Below are 21335 nucleotides of genomic sequence, written 5' to 3'. Positions count from 1 at the left end.
GAGAAGCTGCTTTGGCATTTTCTCTTTTGTATAGGATTCCCTCTCATCAGTATTGCAGGAGTTTACGGTAGAAAACGCGAAAATCTCTCGATGCGTAAACGTGTTAGTAGCGCTGCAAGGTCAATAAAGGAGCAATAAATACATGCGAATTTTACATACAGCCGACTGGCATTTTGGTAAAACCATTGAAGGCCGGGACAGACATACCGAGCAGGTGGCCTTTGTTGAAGAATTGTCGGGGATTTGCGCAGATGAGCGTATTGATTTGGTACTGGTAGCCGGGGATGTATTTCAGAGTCCTAACCCCAGTGCGGCGGCTGAGGAACTGTTTTACTATGCTGTTGACAGGCTGGCTGACCATGGCAGGCGTGGCGTAGTTATTGTGGCTGGCAATCATGATAATCCGGACAGGCTATGCGCCGCGTCGCCACTGGCTGGCCGTTTAGGCATTACGCTGGTGGGCTTGCCTAAAGAAGAGCTGGGCCCTACCAGTCCGGGAGCCGGGAAGGTGTACCGGGTAAACGGTGGACAAGCCTGGTTGGAACTGGCTGTGCCAGGGGTTAACCACACGGCAGTTATCGCTGCCTTGCCCTACCCGTCGGAGGGGAGACTTAAGGAGATACTGGCGCAGTCACTGGAAGATAACGACCTGCGTCAGGGCTATAATGACCGTCTGACCGGGCTGTTTGGTGCACTTAATGCCAAGTACCGGCCTGATACTGTTAATTTGGCTGTAAGCCACCTGTATGTTCGCGGCGGCATTGAATCAGATTCAGAGCACCAGATTCAGGTGGGTGGTGCTTATGCCGTAGACCCGCTGGTGTTTCCGGCTAATGCCCAGTATATTGCGCTCGGCCACTTGCACCGTCCGCAGTACGTAGGCGGGACACCGGCGCCCTGCCGTTATGCCGGGTCGCCGCTGGCCTACAGTTTTTCTGAGACAGGGTATGCCAAATCGGTAACCATTGTGGATGTCCAGCCGGGAGCGGCAGCAATAGTGCGAGAAGTACCTCTGACATCAGGCAGGCCGCTAGTCAGATGGCGGGCGGCAGGCGGATTGGCACAGGTGCGGGAGTGGGTTGACGCCGGGCGGGATAAAGATGCCTGGATCGAGGTTGAACTGGAAATCAGACAGGCATTGGCCTTGGACGAAATCCAGGAACTGCGTGCCATGCATCAGGGGTTTGTCACCATCAGGCCGGTGTTTCATGTGCTTGAAGACAGCCTGGAAAAAGGACCGGCCCGGCTTAACAGTATGCCGCTTAACGAACTGTTTATCCGGTTTTATGAACAGCAGAACGGCGGCCTTAAGCCTGATGAAAAACTTGTCGAGATGTTCCTGGAGTTAAGCCAGAGCATTCTGGAGGAAACAGATGGGGACTCCCCGCAGGGCAGTAACGAGGAGGCGGCGCTATGAAACCAATCGCGCTAAAGATCGCTGGGCTGCACAGTTTCCGGGAAGAGCAGGAAATCCCCTTTGACCAACTCTCTGAGCTTGGGGTTTTTGGTATTTTTGGGCCGACAGGCAGCGGCAAATCCTCCATACTAGACGCTATGACGCTGGCCTTATATGGGACCGTAGTCAGAGCCGGACGACGCACTCAGGGAATTTTAAATCATGCTGAGAAACATGTGAAGGTGTCTTTTACTTTTTCACTGGGACAAGGCCGCGAGCGGCGCGTGTACCGGGTTGAACGCCGTTATGCCCGTAAAGACCAATTGGCTGTCAATAATACGCATAGCCGTCTGATTTCTGTACAGGATGGACAAGAAGAAGTGCTGGCCGATAAAGATCGCGAGGTTACTGAGCAGATAACCGGACTCTTAGGGCTTAAGGAAGAAGACTTTACCAGAGCGGTCGTGCTGCCGCAGGGCAAGTTTGCCGAGTTTCTGAACTTAGGCGGTAAAGAGCGGCGGGAAATGCTGCAGCGCCTGTTTTCCCTGGAGCAGTACGGGAATGTCCTGATTAATAAGGTAAATGACCGGGTTAAGACGGCCGAAACAAGCTATATCGAGGTGGAAAGTGAGCAAAAGGGCCTGGGTGATGCTTCTCCGGCTGCTGTTACTCAGGCGCAGACGGTGCTGGCGACCGCCAAACAGGCTGAAGAACAGGCCGTGCTGGCATATAAGCTGGCCGAAGAGCGGTATGCTGAGGCCAAAGAGGTATATAATCTGCAGGGTGAAAAGGCCAGGAAGCAGGCTGAGCTTACTGCCCACCGTCAGCGAGAGCCTGAAATAGGTCAGATGGCTGCTGCTCTCGAATTGGCGGAAAAAGCCGAGCGGGCCGCTGTCGTTTTGGAAGAGTTTTTAACAAGTCAAACTAGCGAGCAGACGGCGGCTGCGGCTAAGCAGCAGGCGGTTGAACAGGCGGCCCGGCTGGCTGAGGTGAGTAAGCAGCTAAGTGCCGCCTACAATGCTGCCAGGGAAGCCCGGCTGAAGCGAGAGCCCGAATTAATTGAACAGCGGACAAAGCTAGAAGCCGCCAGGCAACTGGAAGAGCAGGTAACCCAATTGACTGAAGACGTCGCCGGATTGGCAGCGCAGCAAAAGCAGCAGCAGGTTGTTGCTAAAATGGCCGGCGAGACGCTAGCGCAGCAGGCCATGCGCAGCCAACATTTGGTCGACAGGATAAAAAAGCTTGAACAGCAGGTAGCAGGTGCGAGTATTAGCGCTGCCCAGCGGACCAAGGTCCAGGAATGCATTACCGGTGCGCAGGTTCTCATGCAAAACCTGGCAGCCGCTGAAAAAATTAAGCAGGCAGGCGTTCAGCGTAAACAGCAATGCGAAACAGCAGAGGCCGCCGCCAAGCAGGCTGAGGAAAAGCGGCGGCAAGTTGAGCTGCGGCTAAATACCTTGGAAGCGGCTGAGGCTAAAGCGGCAGAGGCACAGCTACAAGCGGCCGCCGCTCAGCTTGACCAGCTGCTCGCAGGCGAAAAACGCGCTGCCGCTGTTCGGCTGGCCGGGGAGTTGATTGACGGTAAACCCTGCCCGGTCTGTGGTTCCGGCCATCACCCTTGTCCGGCAAATACAGGCACAAACGACGACTATATTGATGGTAATGCTCATTTTGAACAGGAAATTGCCGCTGCTAAAGAGCGGATTGCCCTGTTGACACAAACCTTGGCTGAAACGGGGAAAGCCGTAGCAGCCGAGCGTCAAAACCTGGCAGAAGCCGGGGCATTAGCCGCGGCGCTTAGTCAGCAGGCAGCGACAGCCGTAACCGAACTTGACAAGGTCAGAGCTGAATATGTAGAAGCCCGGGATGCGGCCAATGCTGTGCGCGAACAACTGATTCAGGCGCTTCAGGCGGCAGATGAGACCGTTGCCGGTCAAATGACTGCTGATGCCGTCCTTAAGCATGTGCGGGAATTAGCCGAATATATTAGTAATCAGGATACGTTAGTGGAAACACTGACAAAGCAGTTGATTAGCCACCGGCAGGAGTACGATGGCTGCCAGACTGAAATCAATACATTGCAACAGAGTGTCCAAGAGGCTGAGGCCGGTTTGGCAGCGATTACTGCCAGGGTGAGCGCCGCTAACGAACATGTAACGGCCAAACAACAGGAGCTTGTTGTGATCACGCAGGGGATACCGGCCAGCCAACTCCTGGCCCGGATAGCGCAGGCGCTTGAGACTGTTCGCCGGGAGGAAGGACTGGCTAAAGAGCGTGATGAGCAGGCGGCAGAGGCATTGGCCGTGGCTGAACAGGCGCGGACTCGGGCCGAAACCAGCTGGCTGGAAGCGGTTGGGCGCCGGGAGACCATCCAAGTACGGCTTGATGCCAAGCTACGCGAGGAAGGTTTTACTGATGTTAGCGCTATGGCAGCAGCGCGCCTGCCAGCGGCACGTCAAGAAGAAGGCCGCCGCCTGCTTAAGACCTATGCTGAAACAGAGCAGCGGCTGACCGCCCAGTGTGAACAACTGCTGGAGGCACTGAAAGGCCGCGACGTGACCGAAGCTGACTGGGAACAAAGTAAACAATTATTGGCACAAACGGAAAATGAGAAAAATATGGCTACCCGGGATAGGGTTGAGGCTGATAAGGAATGCCGGGATTTAGCGGTGAAGCACCAGCGTTGGTCGGAGCTTGAGGCTGTGCGGCTTACGCTTAAAGAGCGGAAAGATTGTCTGGTGGCGCTGCGAACACTGCTGCGTGGCAATGTCTTTGTGGAGTTTTTGGCACAGGAGCAGATGGAACTGGTGGCCCGGCAGGCATCAGATCGCTTAAAGCAGATAACCCAGCACAGATACGCGCTTGAACTTAACTCTGACGGCGGGTTTCTGATACGGGATGATGCTAACGGCGGCGTTAAGCGCCCTGTCAGTACGCTGTCAGGCGGCGAAACCTTCCAGACAGCACTGGCACTGTCATTGGCGCTGTCGGCACAGATTCAGCTTAAAGGCAAGTACCCGCTCGAATTCTTTTTCTTGGATGAGGGGTTTGGTTCGCTTGACCAGCATGCACTGGATGTGGCCATGTCCACACTGGAAAAGCTGCATATCGAGCGTCTGACCATCGGAATCATCAGCCATGTGTCTGAATTAAAACAGCGCATGCAGCACCGGTTGGTTGTGGAACCGGCTGAACCGGCAGGGCGCGGCAGCCGCGTGCGTGTTGAGGAGGCGTAGTCATGTCTGTCAAGGCGGTTCGGATACTCACTCTTTGCTTAGCCATACTGGTGATTACCGCATTAGGCGCAGGCCTGTTTATCAGAGAATGCACCGGTACAGCCAGTGCGGCCTCTTTTACTTACCGGGTAACTCCGGAAAACGGGGCTGTTACTCAGGCTAAACAACCTGAGATTCAGTTTCAGCTTACCTTGAGTGGAGAAAAGCTGGAGTCCTACCAGCTTTACCTTGATGGCCAGGCAATGCCTGCTGTATACAATCCGGCGCTTGGCCTGATTAGTGGTCAGCCACCAGCTGAACTTGTGTCTGGCAGGCATAACCTTAAGCTGACCTTCGTGCTTGCCGGTTTTCAGCCGGTCGAAATCACCAGCAGCTTTACTGTTGACGGTGAACGCTATCAGCCCAAGACAGCGGTAGCTAAGACCGGTCTGCTCGCCGATGGGCTTAAAGTGCTCAATAGTTACCGGGTGGCGCTTGGTTTGCCGATAATAACCGAGCAGCCCAAGCTTACGCAAAGCGCCCAGGCCCACGCCGATTATCTGGCAGGCAACAAGGTGTTTAGCCATTACCAGGATAAGGCGCATCCCGGCTTTGCCGGCGTAACCGTAAAAGACCGGGCCGAACTGTTCGGGTACTACTTACCGGTAGGCGAGGGCTTGTCTACTGTAGCCCCCTATGGCGGTATGGGTGTTGACAGCCTGATGGATGCTCCCTACCACCGGCTGGCGCATATTGACCCCAACTTCACTGAGGCCGGTATGGGCTTTACCCTGCAGCCTGACTGCACTGTTATCAACTACGGCGCGCCGCAGGGCCTGACAGATGGCAGAGTGGTACTGTATCCATATCCAGGCCAAACAGATGCTAAAATTGGCTGGAAAGCTGTTGAAAGCCCTAATCCCTTAGCTGCCTACGGTCAGGAGGATACGTATGTCGGCTATCCCATTAGCTTGAGTGTGCATGACAGCACAACCAGGGAGCTTCAGGTTGTATCGGCTCAGCTTACAACAGCTGGAGGTCTGGCTGTCCCCTTTTTTCTGGTCGATTCCAGCAAAGAGAGTTCCTGGAAAAAGCATGTGTTTATTATTCCGCAAACGTTACTTACCCCGGGTGTGGCCTATACCGTGCGGGTTGAGGCCGTGCGCCTGATGACTGACGGCAGGACAGCTCCTCTGACGCGTGAGTGGACCTTTGCCTCGCTGCCCCGGCTGGAAGCATTGTCAGCCAGCATGGAGCAAATGGACAGTGGTGCAGCGTTTGTTGCTGTCAGGGTGAAAAATGGGGATATTGCCGATTTGGAATACACCGTAACAAAGGGTGGCGAGGTGTGGCAGGCCTACCAAGGGGGGCGTTATCTGCGCTACAATTTAGACCAGCCGATGACCGGTAAGTTTACGCTTGAATTATCAAGCAGGCTGTTTGATAAGCCTGCAGTTTATGAGTTAGAAATAACAGGCGCTGAACATAGCCAGCAAGTAAAGATATATAGTAGTACAACATCGAAGGGAGGCTAGTTGTGCAATTTAAACAAATCATTAGTATTTTTGTCATTACTCTGCTTATTACTGCAGCCGCGCATAGCAGCTCTGCTCCGGTACCGCCAAAACAGGCAGGAGAGTTGCCGCCAACCGTTAAAGTACGGTTGGGTATCGACAACCTTGACAAGCATCTAACATTATTCCAGGGAAAACGGGTAGGGCTTATTACCAACCAGACCGGGATGACCAGCGATTTTCAAAGCACCATTGATGTGCTCAAAGCCAAGACGCAGCTGGTTGCGCTTTTCTCACCTGAGCACGGTATACGGGGCCATGTTCCGGCGGGTGCTTCGGTAAGCAGCTATATTGACGAAAGTACCGGCACCCCTGTCTATAGTCTGTACGGTCAAACCAAGAAACCGACCGCGGAAATGCTGGCCAACATCGATATTCTGGCATTTGACATGCAGGACATCGGTGCCCGGTTCTATACCTACATGTACACCATGGCCTATGCTATGCAGAGTGCCAAAGAAAACGGCAAGACCTTTGTCGTGTTTGACCGGCCTAATCCGGTGGGCGGGGAAGTGGTTGAAGGCAATATTATTCAACCTGGCTATGAATCGTTTATCGGCATGTATCCCATTCCGGCCCGGCACGGTCTGACAATCGGCGAGCTGGCCCGGCTGATGAACCGGGAATATAATATTAACTGTGACCTGGTTGTGGTCCCTATGACAGGCTGGCAGCGCAGTATGTATTTTGACGACACAGGATTACCATGGGTGATGACTTCGCCCAATATTCCAACCCCTGATACTGCATTAACGTACAGCGGGACAGGAATTCTCGGGGGTACTAACATATCTGAAGGTATTGGCACCACCCGGCCGTTTGAGCTTGTCGGCGCACCCTGGATACAGGCTGATGAACTGGCTAGGCAGATGAATGCCACCGGTTTACCGGGCGTGGTGTTCCGTCCGGTGTATTTTACGCCTCGCCAGGTGGATGTCAAATATCAGGGGCGGCTGTGCGGCGGGGTGCAGATTCATGTTACTGACAGGCAGGCCTTTCGTCCGGTGCGTACTGGTCTGACGCTCATGTATGTAATCAATGAAATGAGCGAAGGAAAGTTTTCTTTTAACCAGTCGGCCACAGACGCTGCGCCAACGATTGACATTTACACCGGTGACAGTAATGTGCGCGGGGGAGCGCCTTTAGCCGAAATCTTACGTCAGTGGAATGACGCTGCCGGGCAGTTTAAAGAGCTATCTAAGCAATATTATTTGTATCAATAAATGGAAAGAACCTAATCCGGAGTAGATTAGGTTCTTTCACCATATAGCCGGTTACAATATAATCGGGGATACAAAGGAGGGGTACGTATGGTTAGCAATATGTCGATAACCTTACTTGCTGTTCAGATAGTGTTAGCCTTAGGGGCACCGTTGCTGATTTTTTTTTTGCAGAGACGGCAGGAACGGCGGGATTGAGCGGATCGCTGCGCTGCTGCTTCAGATTGCACTATCGATCATGGTGCTGTACAGTGTTAGCACAAAGCAGACAGTGTGGCTGATTTACGCGATTGCCGCTCATGCGGCTGTCGACTTTCCGGCGGCTTTATGGCAAGCCCTGCATTTTAATATCTTTATCGTCGAAGCGCTGTTGCTGGGAGTGGCAGCAGTGTCGGTCATATTTATCAAGAGGTCGCGGGCTATGTTTGAGTCGTTGGATGGGTGATCTCAACCAGGAAGTGGCGATATTTTTTATTATAATAGCCTACCCCACCGCTGCAATGATATGCAGTGATGTGGTATAATCTGGATAACAAATGCCAATAGTTTCGATAGGGGGAAATATTAATGAAAATCAGGCACCTACGGCATGCTACGTTTCACTTACATATACATGGTCTGACCTTGTTGGTTGACCCTGTTTTAGGTCCTGCTGAAGGCATGACGCCGATTGATAATTCGCCCAATCAGCGGCGCAATCCCTTAGTCGAGTTGCCAATTAATGCAGGTGAGGTAATGCGGGTTGACGGCTGTCTTGTTACCCATATGCACCGGGACCATTTTGACAGTGTGGCCGGTGAGCTTCTGCCGAAAACGCTGCCGGTGTTTTGTCAGCCTGAAGATCTGGATAAACTAAAGCAACTGGGCTTTGAAGACGTACAGGCAGTAAATCCTTCTATTACATGGCAGGAGATAACCATCACGCGTACAGGTGGTCAGCATGGTACAGGGGAAATCGCACGAAAAATGGCCCCGGTATCAGGCTATGTGCTAAAAGCTGCCGGCGAGCCGACGCTGTATATTGCCGGCGATACCATCTGGTGCCCGGAGGTGGCAGAAGCCTTAGCAGTACATAACCCTGAGGTTGTCGTGCTGAATGGGGGCGCCGCAAGGTTTAATCAGGGTGACCCAATAACGATGGGGACACAGGATATATACCAGGTATGCCGGCATGCACCAGCCGCTAAGATAATAGTTATGCATATGGAGGCCATCAATCATTGTCTTTTGACCCGGGCTGAACTCAAGGAATTTTTATGTCAGGAGGGCCTGGACAACAGGGTGCGAGTTCCCGATGACGGCCAATGGCTGGATTGTTAACTTGGCCCCAGGAGGGGTAATATATGAAGAAGTATGTGCTTATTTATAATCCGGTATCTGGCGATGCAAAATTCAAGTCCAGACTGGATGAGGTAATTGATTATTTGCAAGTCACCGGCGGCATGGTATTACCTTTTCGCACCAGGGTTAAAGGTGATATCCGGCCATTTGTCAGTCAAACCAAGGGGTTTGCCACCGACGGATTTATTGTGGCCGGCGGCGACGGCACGGTGCATGAGGTCATTAACGCCATGCTGACCGAGGAGGTTGAGGTGCCGCTTGGTATTATCCCCAGTGGAACATGCAACGATTTCGCCAGTCATTTAAATTTTGGCAAAGACCTGCCAAGGTGCCTGAGTGCTGTGATTGGCGGCCAGTGGCGGACGGTTGATGTTGGCAGGGTTAATGGTGAATATTTCCTCAATGTGGCCAGCGCCGGCCTGTTGACCTCGGTTGCCCATAGTGTGGATACTTCGCTTAAAAACACGCTGGGCCGGATGGCGTACTATTTTAAAGGCCTGGGAGAATTGCCCAGTTTTCGTTCGCTGCATGTAAAGGTCACGGCAGACGGCCAGGTTCTCAACGATGATATCCTGCTGTTTTTGGTAATGAATAGCGGCATGGTGGGCAGCTTTCCCACACTGGCACCTGAAGCCAAGATTGACGACGGCAAGCTTGATTTGCTGATTGTCAATAAGTGCAGTATCTCGGAACTTATGGGTCTGTTCATCAGTATTTTTGCCGGAAGGCATACATCAAGCAGCCATATCCGGCATATGCAGGCATCCGAAATCTATATAGAATGCGATGAACCGGTAGAAAGCGATTTGGATGGGGAGTTAGGGCCCATGCTGCCGCTTGCTATTTCAACTGTGACAAATAAACTTAAGGTTTTCCGGTTGTCGTAAGGGGGGACTATTATGCGTTCAACGACATTATGCCTGCCTGTTCAAGGCAGCCCGGCAGAGCGTATTTTGCTCGGGATAAAAAAGACGGGGTTTGGCCGTGGGAAGTATAACGGGTTTGGTGGAAAATTTGAGGATGGGGAAACGCCGGTTGCGGCTGCTGTGCGCGAGTTGGCGGAAGAATGCGGTATAACAGCCAGGGAAGCTGATCTTGAGAATATGGGGGAATTACTGTTTGTTTTTCCAGCCAATCCGGAGCTTGACCATGATGTACAGCTGTATGTAGTACATACCTGGCAGGGCGAACCGGTGGAAACTCCTGAGATGAGGCCGGTATGGTTTGATGTAGCCGATATACCCTACAAGGATATGTGGGCAGATGACATCTATTGGCTACCGGCAGTGCTCAAAGGAAAAAAAGTCAGTGGCAAGGTTATTTTTGCCGAAAATAATGAGGATGTTGAAGATATTACCATCCGTAGTAAGTAAAAACTGTAAACACAAAATTTAAAAATACGATTGACAGAGGGACCTGTCTTTTGCTATACTTTGCACAAATACATATTGCTATTGTCAATGACCAGGAAGAGTACACATGGCCAGAGAGCCACAGCGAGCCAACGGTAGTGGGAGTTTGGCGCTGCTCAGCATGTCGAATGGGCCTGGGAGATACAGTCTGAGCCGCTAGGGCGGGGTAGGCACTGTCGGGGTTCTTCCGCCGTTACCAGGAAGCAGGTATCGGACGCTTTGTCCTGTACCCAGAAAGCCGGGCCGGAGTATATCTGGCCAACTAGGGTGGCACCGCGGGTTATAATACCCCGTCCCTTAAAGTATGCGAAGGCATGCTTTAAGGGACGGGGTTTTGTTATTTTATTTAGGCCTACTATTCTGATTGGCCGTAGTGAAGGGTACATAACAAAAAAGAGGAGGAGTTCACGTGAATACCAAACAGCAACAAGAGATGATTACAATTAAGACAGGACAAGAGGGCCGGTTCCGCTGGGTGGCAGTCACGGCGCTGCTCCTGGCTATCGGAGTTATTTTAAAATTAGTTACCCCGGCGATTGCCGGTATTACCCCCAACTGGCTGATTGCTATGTACTGTATTGCGATAAATCTTACCCGGGTAAGCATAAAACAGGCGGCTGGTATTGGCCTGGTAACAGGTGCGATCGCCATTCCAACCTCTAAGGCAGCCTTGCCTTACGCCAACCTCATCAGCGAACCGGTGGGTGCTATTGTCTGCGCGTTGCTTGTCCATGCATCACTGAGCTTGACTGTGGGAAAAATAAATCTGCGCCCGGCGATAACTGCAGGAATTAGTACTGTTGCCAGTGGACTTACCTTTATTACCATTCTTAAATTTGCTCTCTCGCTGCCGATGGCAGTATATCTTTATGGCATGCTGCCTGTTGTTATGGCGGTTGCAGCCATTAACATGGCGATTACTCAACTGCTGTACTTCCCGGCGAAAAAGATGTTTGGCGGCAAGGAGGAGTAGACTATGGCAGCAGTCGAATTTGAGAATTTTTCGTACGCCTATCCTGGCAGCGCTATCGTGCTTGATAATATTAGTTTGTCAATTCCTCAAGGCTCGTTTACCGTCATTACCGGTCCCAGCGGCGCTGGCAAGACGACCTTGGCATTGGCTGTTGCCGGTGTTGTACCCCATTATTTTGGTGGACGGCAGGGCGGTAGTGTACGAGTGGGCGGTATCAACTCCTTTCAGAGTAGTATGGGTGAACTGGCTGAACAAGTGGGTACAGTGCTGGCAGACTACGAAAGCCAGTTAGTGGCCATGACAGTGGCTGAAGAAGTGGCTTTTGGTCTGGAGACTTCTCGGCTCAGCCGTAGCGAAATTACCAAGCTGGTTAGCCAAACATTGGCGAAGGTGGGGCTTGCCGGATTAGAAGAATGTCAGGTAGCCGGGTTGTCAGGCGGCCAAAAGCAACGGCTCGCTATCGCTTCGGTACTTGTGATGTCGCCTGATATTCTAGTGCTTGATGAACCAGCTTCCGCCCTTGACCCTGAAGGCGCAGCTGGCATCTATGAGCTACTGTACGACCTTAACCGTCAGGGGAAAACAGTGATTGTAGTGGAACACCAGTTGGCACGGGTTCTGCCGTACGCCAGCCAAGTTATCGTGATGGAGGGCGGAAGCCTTAAATTCACTGGTGCTTTGGAGCAGACGCTTGAGCTTATGTGGCAGGACACTGGCCTCAAACTGGGCGTACCAGCACTGTGGAGGATTAAGCTGAGGCTTGAGCAGGAGACCGGTCTAAAGTTTGGCGCTTGGAAGTCGGAAAGTCAGGCAGCTGAAGAAATCAATCGTAGTATCTTAACGACTACAAAAGGGGTTGCCAAAAGTGCCTGAACAACTCTTAACTATACACAATATCATTTATACCTACAGCAGCGGTAAACGGGCACTGGATAATGTGGACTTTACCGTGGCAGCTGGCGAGTTTGTGGCCTTGGCCGGACGCAATGGCAGTGGTAAAACAACACTCACCCGGCTGGCGATGGCACTGTTAAAGCCAGCTGGCGGCAGTATTCACTTTCAGGGAAAGAATACGGTTGGCATGACTCCTGCCGACATGGCCCGTAGTATCGGCTATGTGTTTCAAAATCCCGATAGGCAGATCTTTCGGGAGACGGTGCTGAGCGAAGTGGCCTATGGGCCTGAACAGCTTGGTTTTGCCCCAGCGGCTCTTAACGAGTCTGTTACCTGGGCACTGACTATGACCGGACTTACAGATCTAGCCGGCAGTTTTCCACGAACACTAAGCCGGGGCCAGAAACAAAAGGTGGCCATTGCCTCAGCCATTGCTATGCGCCCTCAGGTACTTATTCTTGATGAGCCAACAAGCGGCCAGGATCCATGGGAAGCCCAAAGCCTGATGGAACTCTTAACAGATTTAAATAAACAAGGCATTACCATCATTTTAGTTACACACGATATGGAGCTTATTGCCCGGTATGCTGCGCGGGCCGTTGTGCTCGAACAAGGCTGTAAAGTTTTTGACGGGACACCGGATGAACTGTTTGACGGCAGTCAGGATATTGGGGCGTGGGGCCTAATGCCACCGGCGGCGCTGGCTCTCAGCCAACAGCTTACCGGAGTAAAAGCCCAAAGTACTGAGGAATTAGTCAATCTGCTTGGCTTAGCGATAAAACGGAGGAGGGAACACCATGCCTAAACTGGCGCCGCTTACGAAACTTATTTTAACTGCTGCTGTGTCGGTGTGGGCACTAATTATTCCCACGCTGGCAGGTCAGGTCGCCTTGTGTAGCGGACAATTGCTGCTATTGGCTCTCTACCGCCCATCAGGCAAGCATTTTAAGGCGGCTCTTGGTTTGGCGGTGTTTGCCGTAATGTTAACCGCCCTTCAGTATGTGTTTGGCAGCACGCTGGAATTCTCACTGATGTCAGGTCTGAAGATGTTCGCGATGTCGCTGATTTTTGTATTCTTATTAGCAACTACCCGGCTGCAAGACTTGACGGCTGCCCTGGTCAGCCAGTGCCGGATTCCTTACGAGTATGCGTTTATGTTTACCTCGGCGCTGCGCTTTGTGCCGGATTTTCTCGAAGAAAGTCAGGCTGTCCGCGAAGCTCAGGCCTGCCGTGGCTATGTTTTTCGCGGCAATCCCCTCAAGCGGCTTAGAGACTATGTCGCCATTGTAGAGCCGCTTGTCCTGCGGGCGGTATCACGTTCGGAAACGATGGCAATGAGTTTGGAACTCAGGGGGTTTGGCAGCCGGAGCCGCAGGCAGTTTACTGCCGATGTGGCGCTGGGTGTTCCTGATTACGCCGCGATGGCCCTGATGCTGGCACTTACGGTGGGGCTGGCGATTCTGCGATAAATGTCGTTGTTGCCACTGTGTAGATGCAGCGGCAGCAGCGATTTTTTTTACATAAGATGAAGGAAAAATATATATCTAGCAGAATATAATACCAAATATCAGTTACTACCTGCTAGCTGCATTGACCCTAGTATTTTGGGGAACAATTAAAAATCTGCCAAATTATTCAAACCAGAGAGGAGTCTCAAAGCATGGCCCTAATTAACGAAAATTATCTAAAGCTGCCTGGAAGCTATTTATTTGCTGAAATAGCAAAGCGTGTAACCAAATTTAAAGACGACAATCCTAACGCAAATATCATCAGACTTGGTATTGGTGATGTAACCAAACCCTTGCCTGAGGCTGTAATTAAAGGTCTGCATGCAGCTGTCGATGAAATGGCTGACGCCAAGACCTTCCGCGGCTATGGCCCGGAGCAAGGCTATGCCTTCTTGATTGAAAAAATTATTAAAACTGACTATGAAACACTGGGCGTAAAACTGGATGTAGACGAAGTATTTGTAAGCGACGGTTCCAAGAGTGATGTCGGTAATATCCAGGAGATTTTCGGTGTTGATAACAAAGTAGCCATTACTGACCCGGTATATCCTGTGTACCTTGATACCAACGTGATGGCTGGCCGTACCGGTCAGATCAGCGGCGGCAAATTTACCGGTGTTACCTATCTCACCTGCAATGCCGAGAACAACTTTACACCGGCGCTGCCTGAAGAAAAAGTAGATATCATCTATCTCTGCTATCCCAACAACCCGACAGGCACCACGCTGTCCAAAGAAGAACTGAAAAAATGGGTTGATTATGCAAAGGCCAACGGTTCTATCATTCTCTATGATGCCGCCTATGAGGCCTACATTCAGGAACCGGGTGTACCGCATAGCATTTATGAAATTGAAGGCGCCAAGGATGTTGCCATTGAGTTTAGAACCTTCTCTAAGAATGCCGGCTTTACAGGCACACGCTGCGCCTTTACCGTAGTGCCGAAAACCGTTATGGCGTTCACTGCTGATGGCAGTCAGTATTCTCTAAACAAACTGTGGAACCGTCGTCAGACCACTAAGTTTAATGGTGTACCCTACATTATTCAAAAAGGTGCTGAGGCTGTATACACACCGGAAGGCCAGCAGCAGATCAAAGAACTGATCAACTACTACATGGCTAACGCCAAGACCATCCGCGAAGGCTTAAAGAGCATTGGTCTGGACGTTTTTGGCGGTGTCAACGCGCCGTATATCTGGCTTAAAACACCGCAAGGCTATGACTCCTGGTCCTTCTTTGACAAACTCTTAACAGATGCCCACATTGTCGGTACCCCCGGTGCCGGTTTCGGCCCGGCCGGAGAGGGTTACTTCCGTCTTACCGCCTTCGGCAGCCAGGAAAGTACCAAGGAAGCCATTGAACGTATTAAAATCAAGTTAAGCTTATAGATAATAAAAAGGGAGATTGCCACACAATTTGCGGCAATCTCCCTTTTGAATGCAAGGCTAGTTTACCTATGATCTATTTCTGACCAAAATGGTTACAGCCCCACCGAAAAAATGCAATAAAGATCCTGGATGCTAAAAATGTAAGCGTTAACGTACAAAAAGTAGTTAACCAGGTCCAATGTATGTAATGAATCAAATCGGTATAAACCTCAAGCGGATATTCTATCGCGGTAATGCCTGCGCTGAATAGTAAGGCATAATAGATTATCGGCCAGAAACCTCGCTCCCTTGTGACTTGGTTATACAAAATGCACAGGACGGGGAATACCCATAACTCGAATAATATACTTGTATCATAATATTTAGGCAACAGTCGCACAGGATACTCCAAAAGCTTCAGCTCAACGACCGGACTGCCTACTATCATATCAAGCATGCTTTTAAATAAGAAAACGACGATCCAATCCCGGAAATACCGCCAATTTACAGCGAAAACCAGCAGCAACAGAGTAATCACTGCTGATATGAAAATAATGATTTGTTCTACACTAAAGCTCATGACCCAGCCCTCCGTCGAAGCACGGGGACGGTTCTGCTGCTTCCATGATTCATTAGCTAGTTCTCCATTTCTATTACGCCTTTCTGGCTGATTTTTTATACTGTAATAGTTTATCCGACAGTATTATTTTCAAACAAGAAAGTACAGCAACCTATGCCTCCAATACCGACCGTCTTACCGCCTTCGGCAGCCAGGAAAGTACCCAGGAAGCTATTGAACGGATTAAAATCAAGGTAAGCCTATTAAAAATGAAAAAGTGAGATTGCCACGTGAACGCGGTAATCTCACTTTTTTTGAATAGGGTATTCTGATGCTGTACCTCACACCTTCATGGAAGCAAATAACGATAAAAAGTGGCGCGCCGTTGTCGAGAGAAAACGATTGCGAACCCAGATGAGGGCGGCTGCTGTTTTGAGCGAAGGATTAACAATGGTTTTGGTGACTAGGTTGGTGTTTGGAACAAGGCTGACTGCCGAGCGCGGTACTACTGCAATGCCGATATCGGCGGCGGCCCAAGCTAACAGGGGCAGAACATCGTCGCTTTCGCAAAGAATCTCAGGCGTAAAACCTACTTGGTGGCAGTTCTCTGTCAGCATTTTTTCGTATTTGCGATGAATCATTAGTGGCTTACCTGTCAACTCTGCTAGGTTGACCTCGGGTGAGTCGCCGTCAAAGCTATTTCTATGCCCTGCTTTGAAGGCAATGACAAGGGGTTCGTGTGGTAGTTCAATGGATTCATAGATCTCAGTATCAAACGGAACCCGTACCATGCCGATGTCGACAATACCTTTGTCGAGGAGTTCGGTGATGCGGCGGCTTTCTCCTTCCCGCAAACGGAACAGCACATGGGGGTAGCGGTCCTGGAATACCCGGATAAGATCAGGCAAAAGTGTGACCCAGGAGGAGGTAACAGCACCAATTGACAGGGTGCCACGCAGCCCTGTCTCGAACTCTTTTAATTCTTTGATTGTGCTAGTCGTCAGTTCCAGTATCTGCTCAGCCCGGTGCCGCAGCAGATTACCGGCTTCGGTTACTTTTATTCTGCGTCTGCCGCGTTCGAATAATTGAACGCCAAGCTGTGTTTCCAGTTGTTTCATTTGCCTGCTGAGCGGTGGCTGCGCGATATGCAGGCGTTTGGCAGCTGCGGTTATACTTCCCTCTTCGACAATGGCCAGGAAGTACTGCATGTCTTGGATATTCATGATAACCCTCCGGCATACCTGAAAGGTATAGTAAGTGACTATATTTAGTATTTTACGTATGGTAGTAGACTTGTTACAATCATACGCAAGAACTGTGCCTTTAGTCAACGGTATTTTTCGGAGGGGTTTGCATGAATTTTAGTTCTGTACATTTGTTTGGCTTTTTGGCCACGATAATAATAGTTTTTGCGATTGGCATCTATTCGGCGCGCCGGGTAAAGTCAGCAGAATCGTTCACTCTCGGCGGACGTTCGGCAGGGCCAGCTATCGTTTCGGGAACGATTGCCGGTACAATCATTGGCGGTGCCGCTACCATCGGCACGACGCAGCTTGCGTATTCAGCAGGTTTATCAGCCTGGTGGTTTACGCTTGGGTCTGGTATCGGCTTTCTGGTGATGGGAATTTTCTATGCGAGCCCGCTGCGCAATACGGGGCTTGAAACCATTTCCCAGTATCTTGTCCTGAACTATGGCCGGCCGATGGGACCTTTGACCAGCGTTATTTCGTCAGTTGGGATCTTCTTCAGCATAGTGGCAAGTAGTTTGTCGGGGATTCATTTGTTAACAACCCTTTTTGGTTTTGCATCATGGCAAGCGGCGGTTGTTACCGTTTTTCTGGTTGCGGCTTATGTTTTTTGGGGTGGTATGCAGGGAACAGGCCTATCCGGTCTGATGAAGGTGGCTATCATCTATGTAACATTGTTTTCCGCAGGCTGGTGTGCTTTTCAGTCTTTGCAGCAATTGCCTAGCCTCGAGACAGCTTTTCCCTCACCTACGTGGTTCAGCCTGTTTGGGGCTGATGTGTGGGGTGGTCTTGGCAATGTATTCTCGCTTGTTGTCGGTATTGTCTGTACCCAGACTTATATTCAGGCGATATTTGCGGCGCGTGATTCGCAGACCGCTCTAATTGGAACGTGTACGGCGGCAGTGATAACCATTCCGGTGGGATTGCCGTCTGTCGCGGTTGGCATGTTCATGCGGGTCAATTATCCTGATATTTTGCCGATTGATGCGCTGCCAATGTATATGCTGAATCATATGCCGGCCTGGTTTGGTGGTATTGGTCTTGCCGGGCTCTTAATCTCGGTCGTGGGCTCGATTGCTGGTCTTTTGCTAGGAATTGCCACTATGGTTGCACGTGATATCTTCCATGGGGTACTTGGTGTTAGCGACAGCCGCAGCTTACTATGGATCAATCGAACCACCATTGTTGTGGTGGCGTTTTGCGCCATGCTGACAGCACTGGCTAACCTGCAGTCATTTGTGCTCAGCTGGAACTATTTGTCGATGGCGTTGCGTGGTGCAGGCGTATTTTTACCGTTAACGCTGGCAGTGTTCCTGCCAGGCGCTTTAAAGAAAAAATGGGCGATTTCCTCGATGGTACTGAGTACGCTGTTCGCTATTACCGGCTATTCCCTTTTATCGCTTTCTGTCAATCCGCTGTACACCGGCATGGCAGCAAGCTTGTTAATTATTTTGATTGGGAGTTCTTTTTCTTGGTTTGTACAAAGGAAGCAGGCGCTTGAGTGAGGCGTAGTGACTACCTGCATTAAGTTAATGTGACCCCAAAACGAAGAAGACCTGGAATGGTTACATTCCAGGTCTTCTTTCGTACAAAACATTAAATTATAGTTAACGCCTAATCTCGGCAAGCACCTCGTTGATATCCGGTAGTTCGGGAATCGGATACACCTTTACCCAAAGTACTTTTCCTGCTTCGTCAATCAGGACATTGGCTCGTTCGGAAAACCCTTCAGCATCGCGAAACAGCCCATATGTCTGTGCGACTTCGCCATGCGGCCAGAAGTCGGCAGGAAGTTTGGTCCGGGTAATCTCAAGTTCCTTAGCCCACGCGTTTTTGCTCGGATAAGAATCAACACTTAACCCTAACGGCACTGTATTATATTTTTCCATTTCTTCATGATTAGCCTCCAGAGATTTCATCTGCTCGGCGCAAACTCTAGTCCAGGCAAGCGGGTGCCAGGATAACAATACCTTTTTTCCCCGGTAGTCAGATAATCGCACTTCCTGACCACGATTGTCTTTGAGCACAAAGTCGGGCGCATAATCACCTACAGTAATCTGTTTCATAGTATCTAGCCTCCTGTGTATTATATTCTTTTTTCTCGCTAAATTCTTTATTTCGTTAAGTAACAGCATTTCTTTGACTTTATCCAACAAATCTTGATTAAATATCATCATATTGTGGATGATTTAATCTTATTTAATAATAATTCTACGATAACCTAAATTTTCCTGCGCTCATTACTACCTTTTTTAAAAAAAATAATAACCGTTCGGTTTGATCGATCTACCAATAACTGCCCAATATCCCAGTCCTCAGGCAACAACAGAACAGAGCCAGCAGCGTCAGCTACGACAGGTGTGCGAGCGAGCGTATTTGTCGCCGGGATACCGGTTAAAATAGTTGAAGAAGCAATTGACAAAACTGGAAATTAATAATATTATTTAACTAATAAACATTATCAATGAAGGGCGCGTGAGTGTATGTCTGTTAAAATTGGTCAAAAAGCCCCCGGTTTTGCTATGACAACTACCTATAACATGGAAACCCTTGACCAGGTTGCCAAACTGGAGGATTTCCAGGGGAAATGGCTGGTGTTGTTCTTTTATCCGCTTGACTTTACCTTTGTTTGCCCAACTGAAATTTTGGGCTTTAACACAAGGCTGGCTGAATTTGAAAGTCTGGGGGCCTCAGTACTTGGTGTGAGCACTGACAGCGTGTATTCGCACCGGGCCTGGATCAAGGCTTCCCGGGGGGACGGCGGTTTGGGCGGTTATCTTAACTATCCGCTGGCTTCTGATATTACCAAGCGGGTATCCCGTGATTACGGTGTTCTGATTGAAGAGGAAGGAATTGCCCTCAGAGGTCTGTTTATCATCGATCCGGAAGGCATACTCCGCTATCAGGTTGTCAGTGATTTGAACGTGGGACGCAGCGTAGAGGAAGTGATACGGGTACTGAGTGCCCTGCAAACCGGCGGTCTGTGCCCCATTGACTGGCACCCCGGCGATAAAACTCTCTAATACATACAGGCCCTCACAATAAACAGGTCCTCTTACCACTACTTGCGGTGAGAGGACCTGTTTTCATATAGTTTTGTCAGATCGATTACTTCTTTCTCCGACATCACATAATTAATGAAGCTCGTTAAGTTCTTTGTTAATTCAATTTCTATCCATTCATCCTGGAATATTCCCTGTGCATCGGTAATAAGCGTTACTGTCGGTCTTGCCTGCAGTTTTGGCCTGGCTTCGGTGACTACGCCGATAAAGCCGCTGTCAAGGACAACAAACGTGCCCAGCGGATATAGCGGTGCTTTGGCTAAGAATATATCGGCAATTTCTTTGTCCAAATAAGTTCCACTCATAGACATGATTGCTTCATAGGCCTGATGCGGCAAAAGTGCCGGCCCTTTTTGAAAATCGGACACGATGGTGTCATAGGCGTCTGCCACTGCCGTAATTCTGGCATATTCATGTATCTGATCCCCGCTGAGCCCCCGGGGATAACCTGTTCCGTCAATCTTCTCATGATGTTGAAATATCACATGACTCGCAACGATGGAATAGTCCCGGAGTTTTCGGGCATATTCAAAGCCTTTTCTCGGATGGTCCTCATCGCTGGCACTGCCATTGTCCAGAACTTTGCCGATATCGTGCAGTAAGGCGCCCATAACAAGTTCGTGCATTTTCGCTGAGCTATATTCCATATCACTGGCGATAACCGCGGCCAGTGCCGCCACATTTATACAATGGCTGTAAACATAATCGTCAGGGGTGACTGTCGTATCCAACCGGATGAGCTGGTTGCTTCTTACTGTTTCAATGATTGTCTTTGCCATAATGTAAATACTGTGTACATCAATGAGTTTTCCCTCTTTGGCATTGTCAAAAGAGGTTTTCAGGATGCTGATCGCTTCCGTTCTTTTATCTTCAGGCAGAGTTTCCTCATAGACTAAGCCAATGCGTTCAATAATTGGGTTAGTTACAAATAAATTGAGAACTCCAAAATTCTGTATTTTTTTGATATAACTCGAACTCAGACGGATACTGCTGCCCAACAGCACCCGACCGTCTGCAGTGCACAGGCGTGTGTATGTAGTCATTCCTTCGGTTAAATTTTTGACAGAAACTTTTTGCATAGGCCCGCCTCTCTTATTTATAAGCTATAGTAAAAGGATGGAATACTCTTTCAGCATATCACTTCGCCTGTAACCGCTTTTTCACATAAATTAAAATAGCATCAATCTGCGGACAGACTGATGCCATAAACGAATTACAATTAAATTGCAACCTGGCAGTCATAGACGATGTCCTTAGACCCATAGCTTTGCGTCCTTACCTTTCGATAAGTTTGCCAACTATTAGCTTTTTTGTAAATTGGTGTTACTTTATATCTTAGTACTTATATTATAAATTTGTCAAGAAATTAATTAATTCGACAAAATACGATAGGAGAATGGAGCGGCTGGTGATTAGTTGGCCCTGCCAATTGAAATAGGCAGAGGTTCTAAGGTTCTTTTGCATTCAGGTTCCCCCCTTCTGAAATAGCTGGCCTCCTTGGACTCATTGAAATCTGGCTCTTTTTTAATAGCAGTTTACATGGTGTAATATAACTATTACGTGCACGGAA

19 protein-coding genes, 1 riboswitch and 1 other annotated feature are annotated in these 21335 nt (G+C 49.8%); of the genes, 15 read left to right on the top strand and 4 right to left on the bottom strand.

Translation table 11 applies throughout. The features are described from left to right. Positions 1-142 precede the first annotated feature (142 nt). From VN447_RS07320 to VN447_RS07260, 13 genes are all read left to right on the top strand, one after another. Entirely contained in the window at positions 143-1417 is a 1275-nt protein-coding gene (locus VN447_RS07320) for an exonuclease SbcCD subunit D (RefSeq protein WP_325524326.1), read from the top strand. Next, positions 1414-4632, top strand: a complete 3219-nt coding sequence (locus VN447_RS07315; RefSeq protein ID WP_325524324.1) for an SMC family ATPase — start codon at positions 1414-1416, stop codon at positions 4630-4632. The genes VN447_RS07320 and VN447_RS07315 overlap by 4 nt, the downstream gene beginning before the upstream one ends. A 2-nt stretch (positions 4633-4634) precedes the next feature. Further along, the gene (locus VN447_RS07310; protein ID WP_325524323.1) at positions 4635-6146 is read left to right on the top strand and encodes a CAP domain-containing protein; all 1512 of its coding nucleotides are present in this window, start codon (positions 4635-4637) and stop codon (positions 6144-6146) included. 2 nt (positions 6147-6148) lie between these two features. Then, a complete protein-coding gene (locus tag VN447_RS07305) occupies positions 6149-7408 on the top strand; it encodes a DUF1343 domain-containing protein (protein WP_325524321.1) in 1260 nt (419 codons plus the stop codon). A gap of 235 nt (positions 7409-7643) precedes the next feature. Then, positions 7644-7850 (top strand): YhfC family glutamic-type intramembrane protease, encoded by a 207-nt coding sequence (locus VN447_RS07300; protein WP_325524320.1) that lies wholly within the window; start codon positions 7644-7646, stop codon positions 7848-7850. Between the two features lie 122 nt (positions 7851-7972). Next, positions 7973-8725: an MBL fold metallo-hydrolase gene (locus VN447_RS07295; protein WP_325524318.1), complete on the top strand. Its 753-nt coding sequence runs from the start codon at positions 7973-7975 to the stop codon at positions 8723-8725. Between the two features lie 23 nt (positions 8726-8748). Further along, the gene (locus VN447_RS07290) at positions 8749-9633 is read left to right on the top strand and encodes a diacylglycerol/lipid kinase family protein (RefSeq protein ID WP_325524317.1); all 885 of its coding nucleotides are present in this window, start codon (positions 8749-8751) and stop codon (positions 9631-9633) included. Positions 9634-9645: 12 nt separating this feature from the next. After that, positions 9646-10119: an 8-oxo-dGTP diphosphatase gene (locus VN447_RS07285; RefSeq protein WP_325524316.1), complete on the top strand. Its 474-nt coding sequence runs from the start codon at positions 9646-9648 to the stop codon at positions 10117-10119. Between the two features lie 78 nt (positions 10120-10197). Then, positions 10198-10459, top strand: a binding site (T-box leader). Between the two features lie 108 nt (positions 10460-10567). Next, positions 10568-11131: a tryptophan transporter gene (locus tag VN447_RS07280; RefSeq protein ID WP_325524314.1), complete on the top strand. Its 564-nt coding sequence runs from the start codon at positions 10568-10570 to the stop codon at positions 11129-11131. A 3-nt stretch (positions 11132-11134) separates the two neighbouring features. Continuing rightward, complete coding sequence (locus VN447_RS07275) at positions 11135-12004, top strand: ABC transporter ATP-binding protein (RefSeq protein WP_325524313.1); 870 nt, start codon at positions 11135-11137, stop codon at positions 12002-12004. Further along, a complete protein-coding gene (locus VN447_RS07270) occupies positions 11997-12830 on the top strand; it encodes an ABC transporter ATP-binding protein (RefSeq protein WP_325524311.1) in 834 nt (277 codons plus the stop codon). The genes VN447_RS07275 and VN447_RS07270 overlap by 8 nt, the downstream gene beginning before the upstream one ends. Then, positions 12823-13494, top strand: coding sequence for an energy-coupling factor transporter transmembrane component T (locus VN447_RS07265; protein WP_325524309.1), 672 nt, complete (start codon positions 12823-12825; stop codon positions 13492-13494). The genes VN447_RS07270 and VN447_RS07265 overlap by 8 nt, the downstream gene beginning before the upstream one ends. Positions 13495-13685: 191 nt before the next feature. Then, the gene (locus tag VN447_RS07260) at positions 13686-14918 is read left to right on the top strand and encodes an LL-diaminopimelate aminotransferase (RefSeq protein ID WP_325524307.1); all 1233 of its coding nucleotides are present in this window, start codon (positions 13686-13688) and stop codon (positions 14916-14918) included. Between the two features lie 73 nt (positions 14919-14991). On the opposite strand, the gene VN447_RS07255 is transcribed toward VN447_RS07260, so the two are convergent. Both VN447_RS07255 and VN447_RS07250 read right to left on the bottom strand, forming a co-directional pair. Then, positions 14992-15477, bottom strand: coding sequence for a CBO0543 family protein (locus VN447_RS07255; RefSeq protein ID WP_325524306.1), 486 nt, complete (start codon positions 15475-15477; stop codon positions 14992-14994). 320 nt (positions 15478-15797) lie between these two features. Continuing rightward, a complete protein-coding gene (locus VN447_RS07250; protein WP_325524304.1) occupies positions 15798-16679 on the bottom strand; it encodes a LysR family transcriptional regulator in 882 nt (293 codons plus the stop codon). A gap of 131 nt (positions 16680-16810) precedes the next feature. Between VN447_RS07250 and VN447_RS07245 the strand changes: the two genes are divergently transcribed. Further along, complete coding sequence (locus VN447_RS07245) at positions 16811-18208, top strand: sodium:solute symporter family protein (RefSeq protein WP_325524302.1); 1398 nt, start codon at positions 16811-16813, stop codon at positions 18206-18208. Positions 18209-18310: 102 nt separating this feature from the next. Here VN447_RS07245 and VN447_RS07240 read toward each other — a convergent pair whose 3' ends face one another. Further along, complete coding sequence (locus tag VN447_RS07240) at positions 18311-18769, bottom strand: redoxin domain-containing protein (protein ID WP_325524300.1); 459 nt, start codon at positions 18767-18769, stop codon at positions 18311-18313. A 417-nt stretch (positions 18770-19186) separates the two neighbouring features. On the opposite strand from VN447_RS07240, the gene VN447_RS07235 reads away from it, so the two are divergent. Further along, entirely contained in the window at positions 19187-19726 is a 540-nt protein-coding gene (locus VN447_RS07235) for a peroxiredoxin (protein ID WP_325524298.1), read from the top strand. 38 nt (positions 19727-19764) lie between these two features. Here the strand turns inward: VN447_RS07235 and VN447_RS07230 are convergent, their stop codons facing one another. Continuing rightward, positions 19765-20844 carry an HD-GYP domain-containing protein gene (locus VN447_RS07230; RefSeq protein WP_325524297.1) on the bottom strand — a complete coding sequence of 360 codons (1080 nt, stop codon included), beginning with the start codon at positions 20842-20844 and terminating at the stop codon, positions 19765-19767. 143 nt (positions 20845-20987) lie between these two features. Further along, positions 20988-21071: riboswitch (cyclic di-GMP riboswitch) on the bottom strand. Positions 21072-21335 lie beyond the last annotated feature (264 nt).

Source organism: Sporomusa sp. (assembly GCF_035561155.1).
Classification (GTDB): domain Bacteria; phylum Bacillota; class Negativicutes; order Sporomusales; family Sporomusaceae; genus Sporomusa.
Note: the sequence above shows the minus strand (reverse complement) of the source record. Positions and strands in the feature narration are given on the sequence as shown.

Coding starts and splice junctions, on each gene's coding strand:
- VN447_RS07320 (WP_325524326.1), top strand. CDS start 143: ATGCGAATTTTACATACAGCCGACTGGCATTTTGGTAAAACCATTGAA.
- VN447_RS07315 (WP_325524324.1), top strand. CDS start 1,414: ATGAAACCAATCGCGCTAAAGATCGCTGGGCTGCACAGTTTCCGGGAA.
- VN447_RS07310 (WP_325524323.1), top strand. CDS start 4,635: ATGTCTGTCAAGGCGGTTCGGATACTCACTCTTTGCTTAGCCATACTG.
- VN447_RS07300 (WP_325524320.1), top strand. CDS start 7,644: ATGGTGCTGTACAGTGTTAGCACAAAGCAGACAGTGTGGCTGATTTAC.
- VN447_RS07295 (WP_325524318.1), top strand. CDS start 7,973: ATGAAAATCAGGCACCTACGGCATGCTACGTTTCACTTACATATACAT.
- VN447_RS07290 (WP_325524317.1), top strand. CDS start 8,749: ATGAAGAAGTATGTGCTTATTTATAATCCGGTATCTGGCGATGCAAAA.
- VN447_RS07285 (WP_325524316.1), top strand. CDS start 9,646: ATGCGTTCAACGACATTATGCCTGCCTGTTCAAGGCAGCCCGGCAGAG.
- VN447_RS07275 (WP_325524313.1), top strand. CDS start 11,135: ATGGCAGCAGTCGAATTTGAGAATTTTTCGTACGCCTATCCTGGCAGC.
- VN447_RS07265 (WP_325524309.1), top strand. CDS start 12,823: ATGCCTAAACTGGCGCCGCTTACGAAACTTATTTTAACTGCTGCTGTG.
- VN447_RS07260 (WP_325524307.1), top strand. CDS start 13,686: ATGGCCCTAATTAACGAAAATTATCTAAAGCTGCCTGGAAGCTATTTA.
- VN447_RS07255 (WP_325524306.1), bottom strand. CDS start 15,477: ATGAGCTTTAGTGTAGAACAAATCATTATTTTCATATCAGCAGTGATT.
- VN447_RS07250 (WP_325524304.1), bottom strand. CDS start 16,679: ATGAATATCCAAGACATGCAGTACTTCCTGGCCATTGTCGAAGAGGGA.
- VN447_RS07245 (WP_325524302.1), top strand. CDS start 16,811: ATGAATTTTAGTTCTGTACATTTGTTTGGCTTTTTGGCCACGATAATA.
- VN447_RS07240 (WP_325524300.1), bottom strand. CDS start 18,769: ATGAAACAGATTACTGTAGGTGATTATGCGCCCGACTTTGTGCTCAAA.
- VN447_RS07235 (WP_325524298.1), top strand. CDS start 19,187: ATGTCTGTTAAAATTGGTCAAAAAGCCCCCGGTTTTGCTATGACAACT.
- VN447_RS07230 (WP_325524297.1), bottom strand. CDS start 20,844: ATGCAAAAAGTTTCTGTCAAAAATTTAACCGAAGGAATGACTACATAC.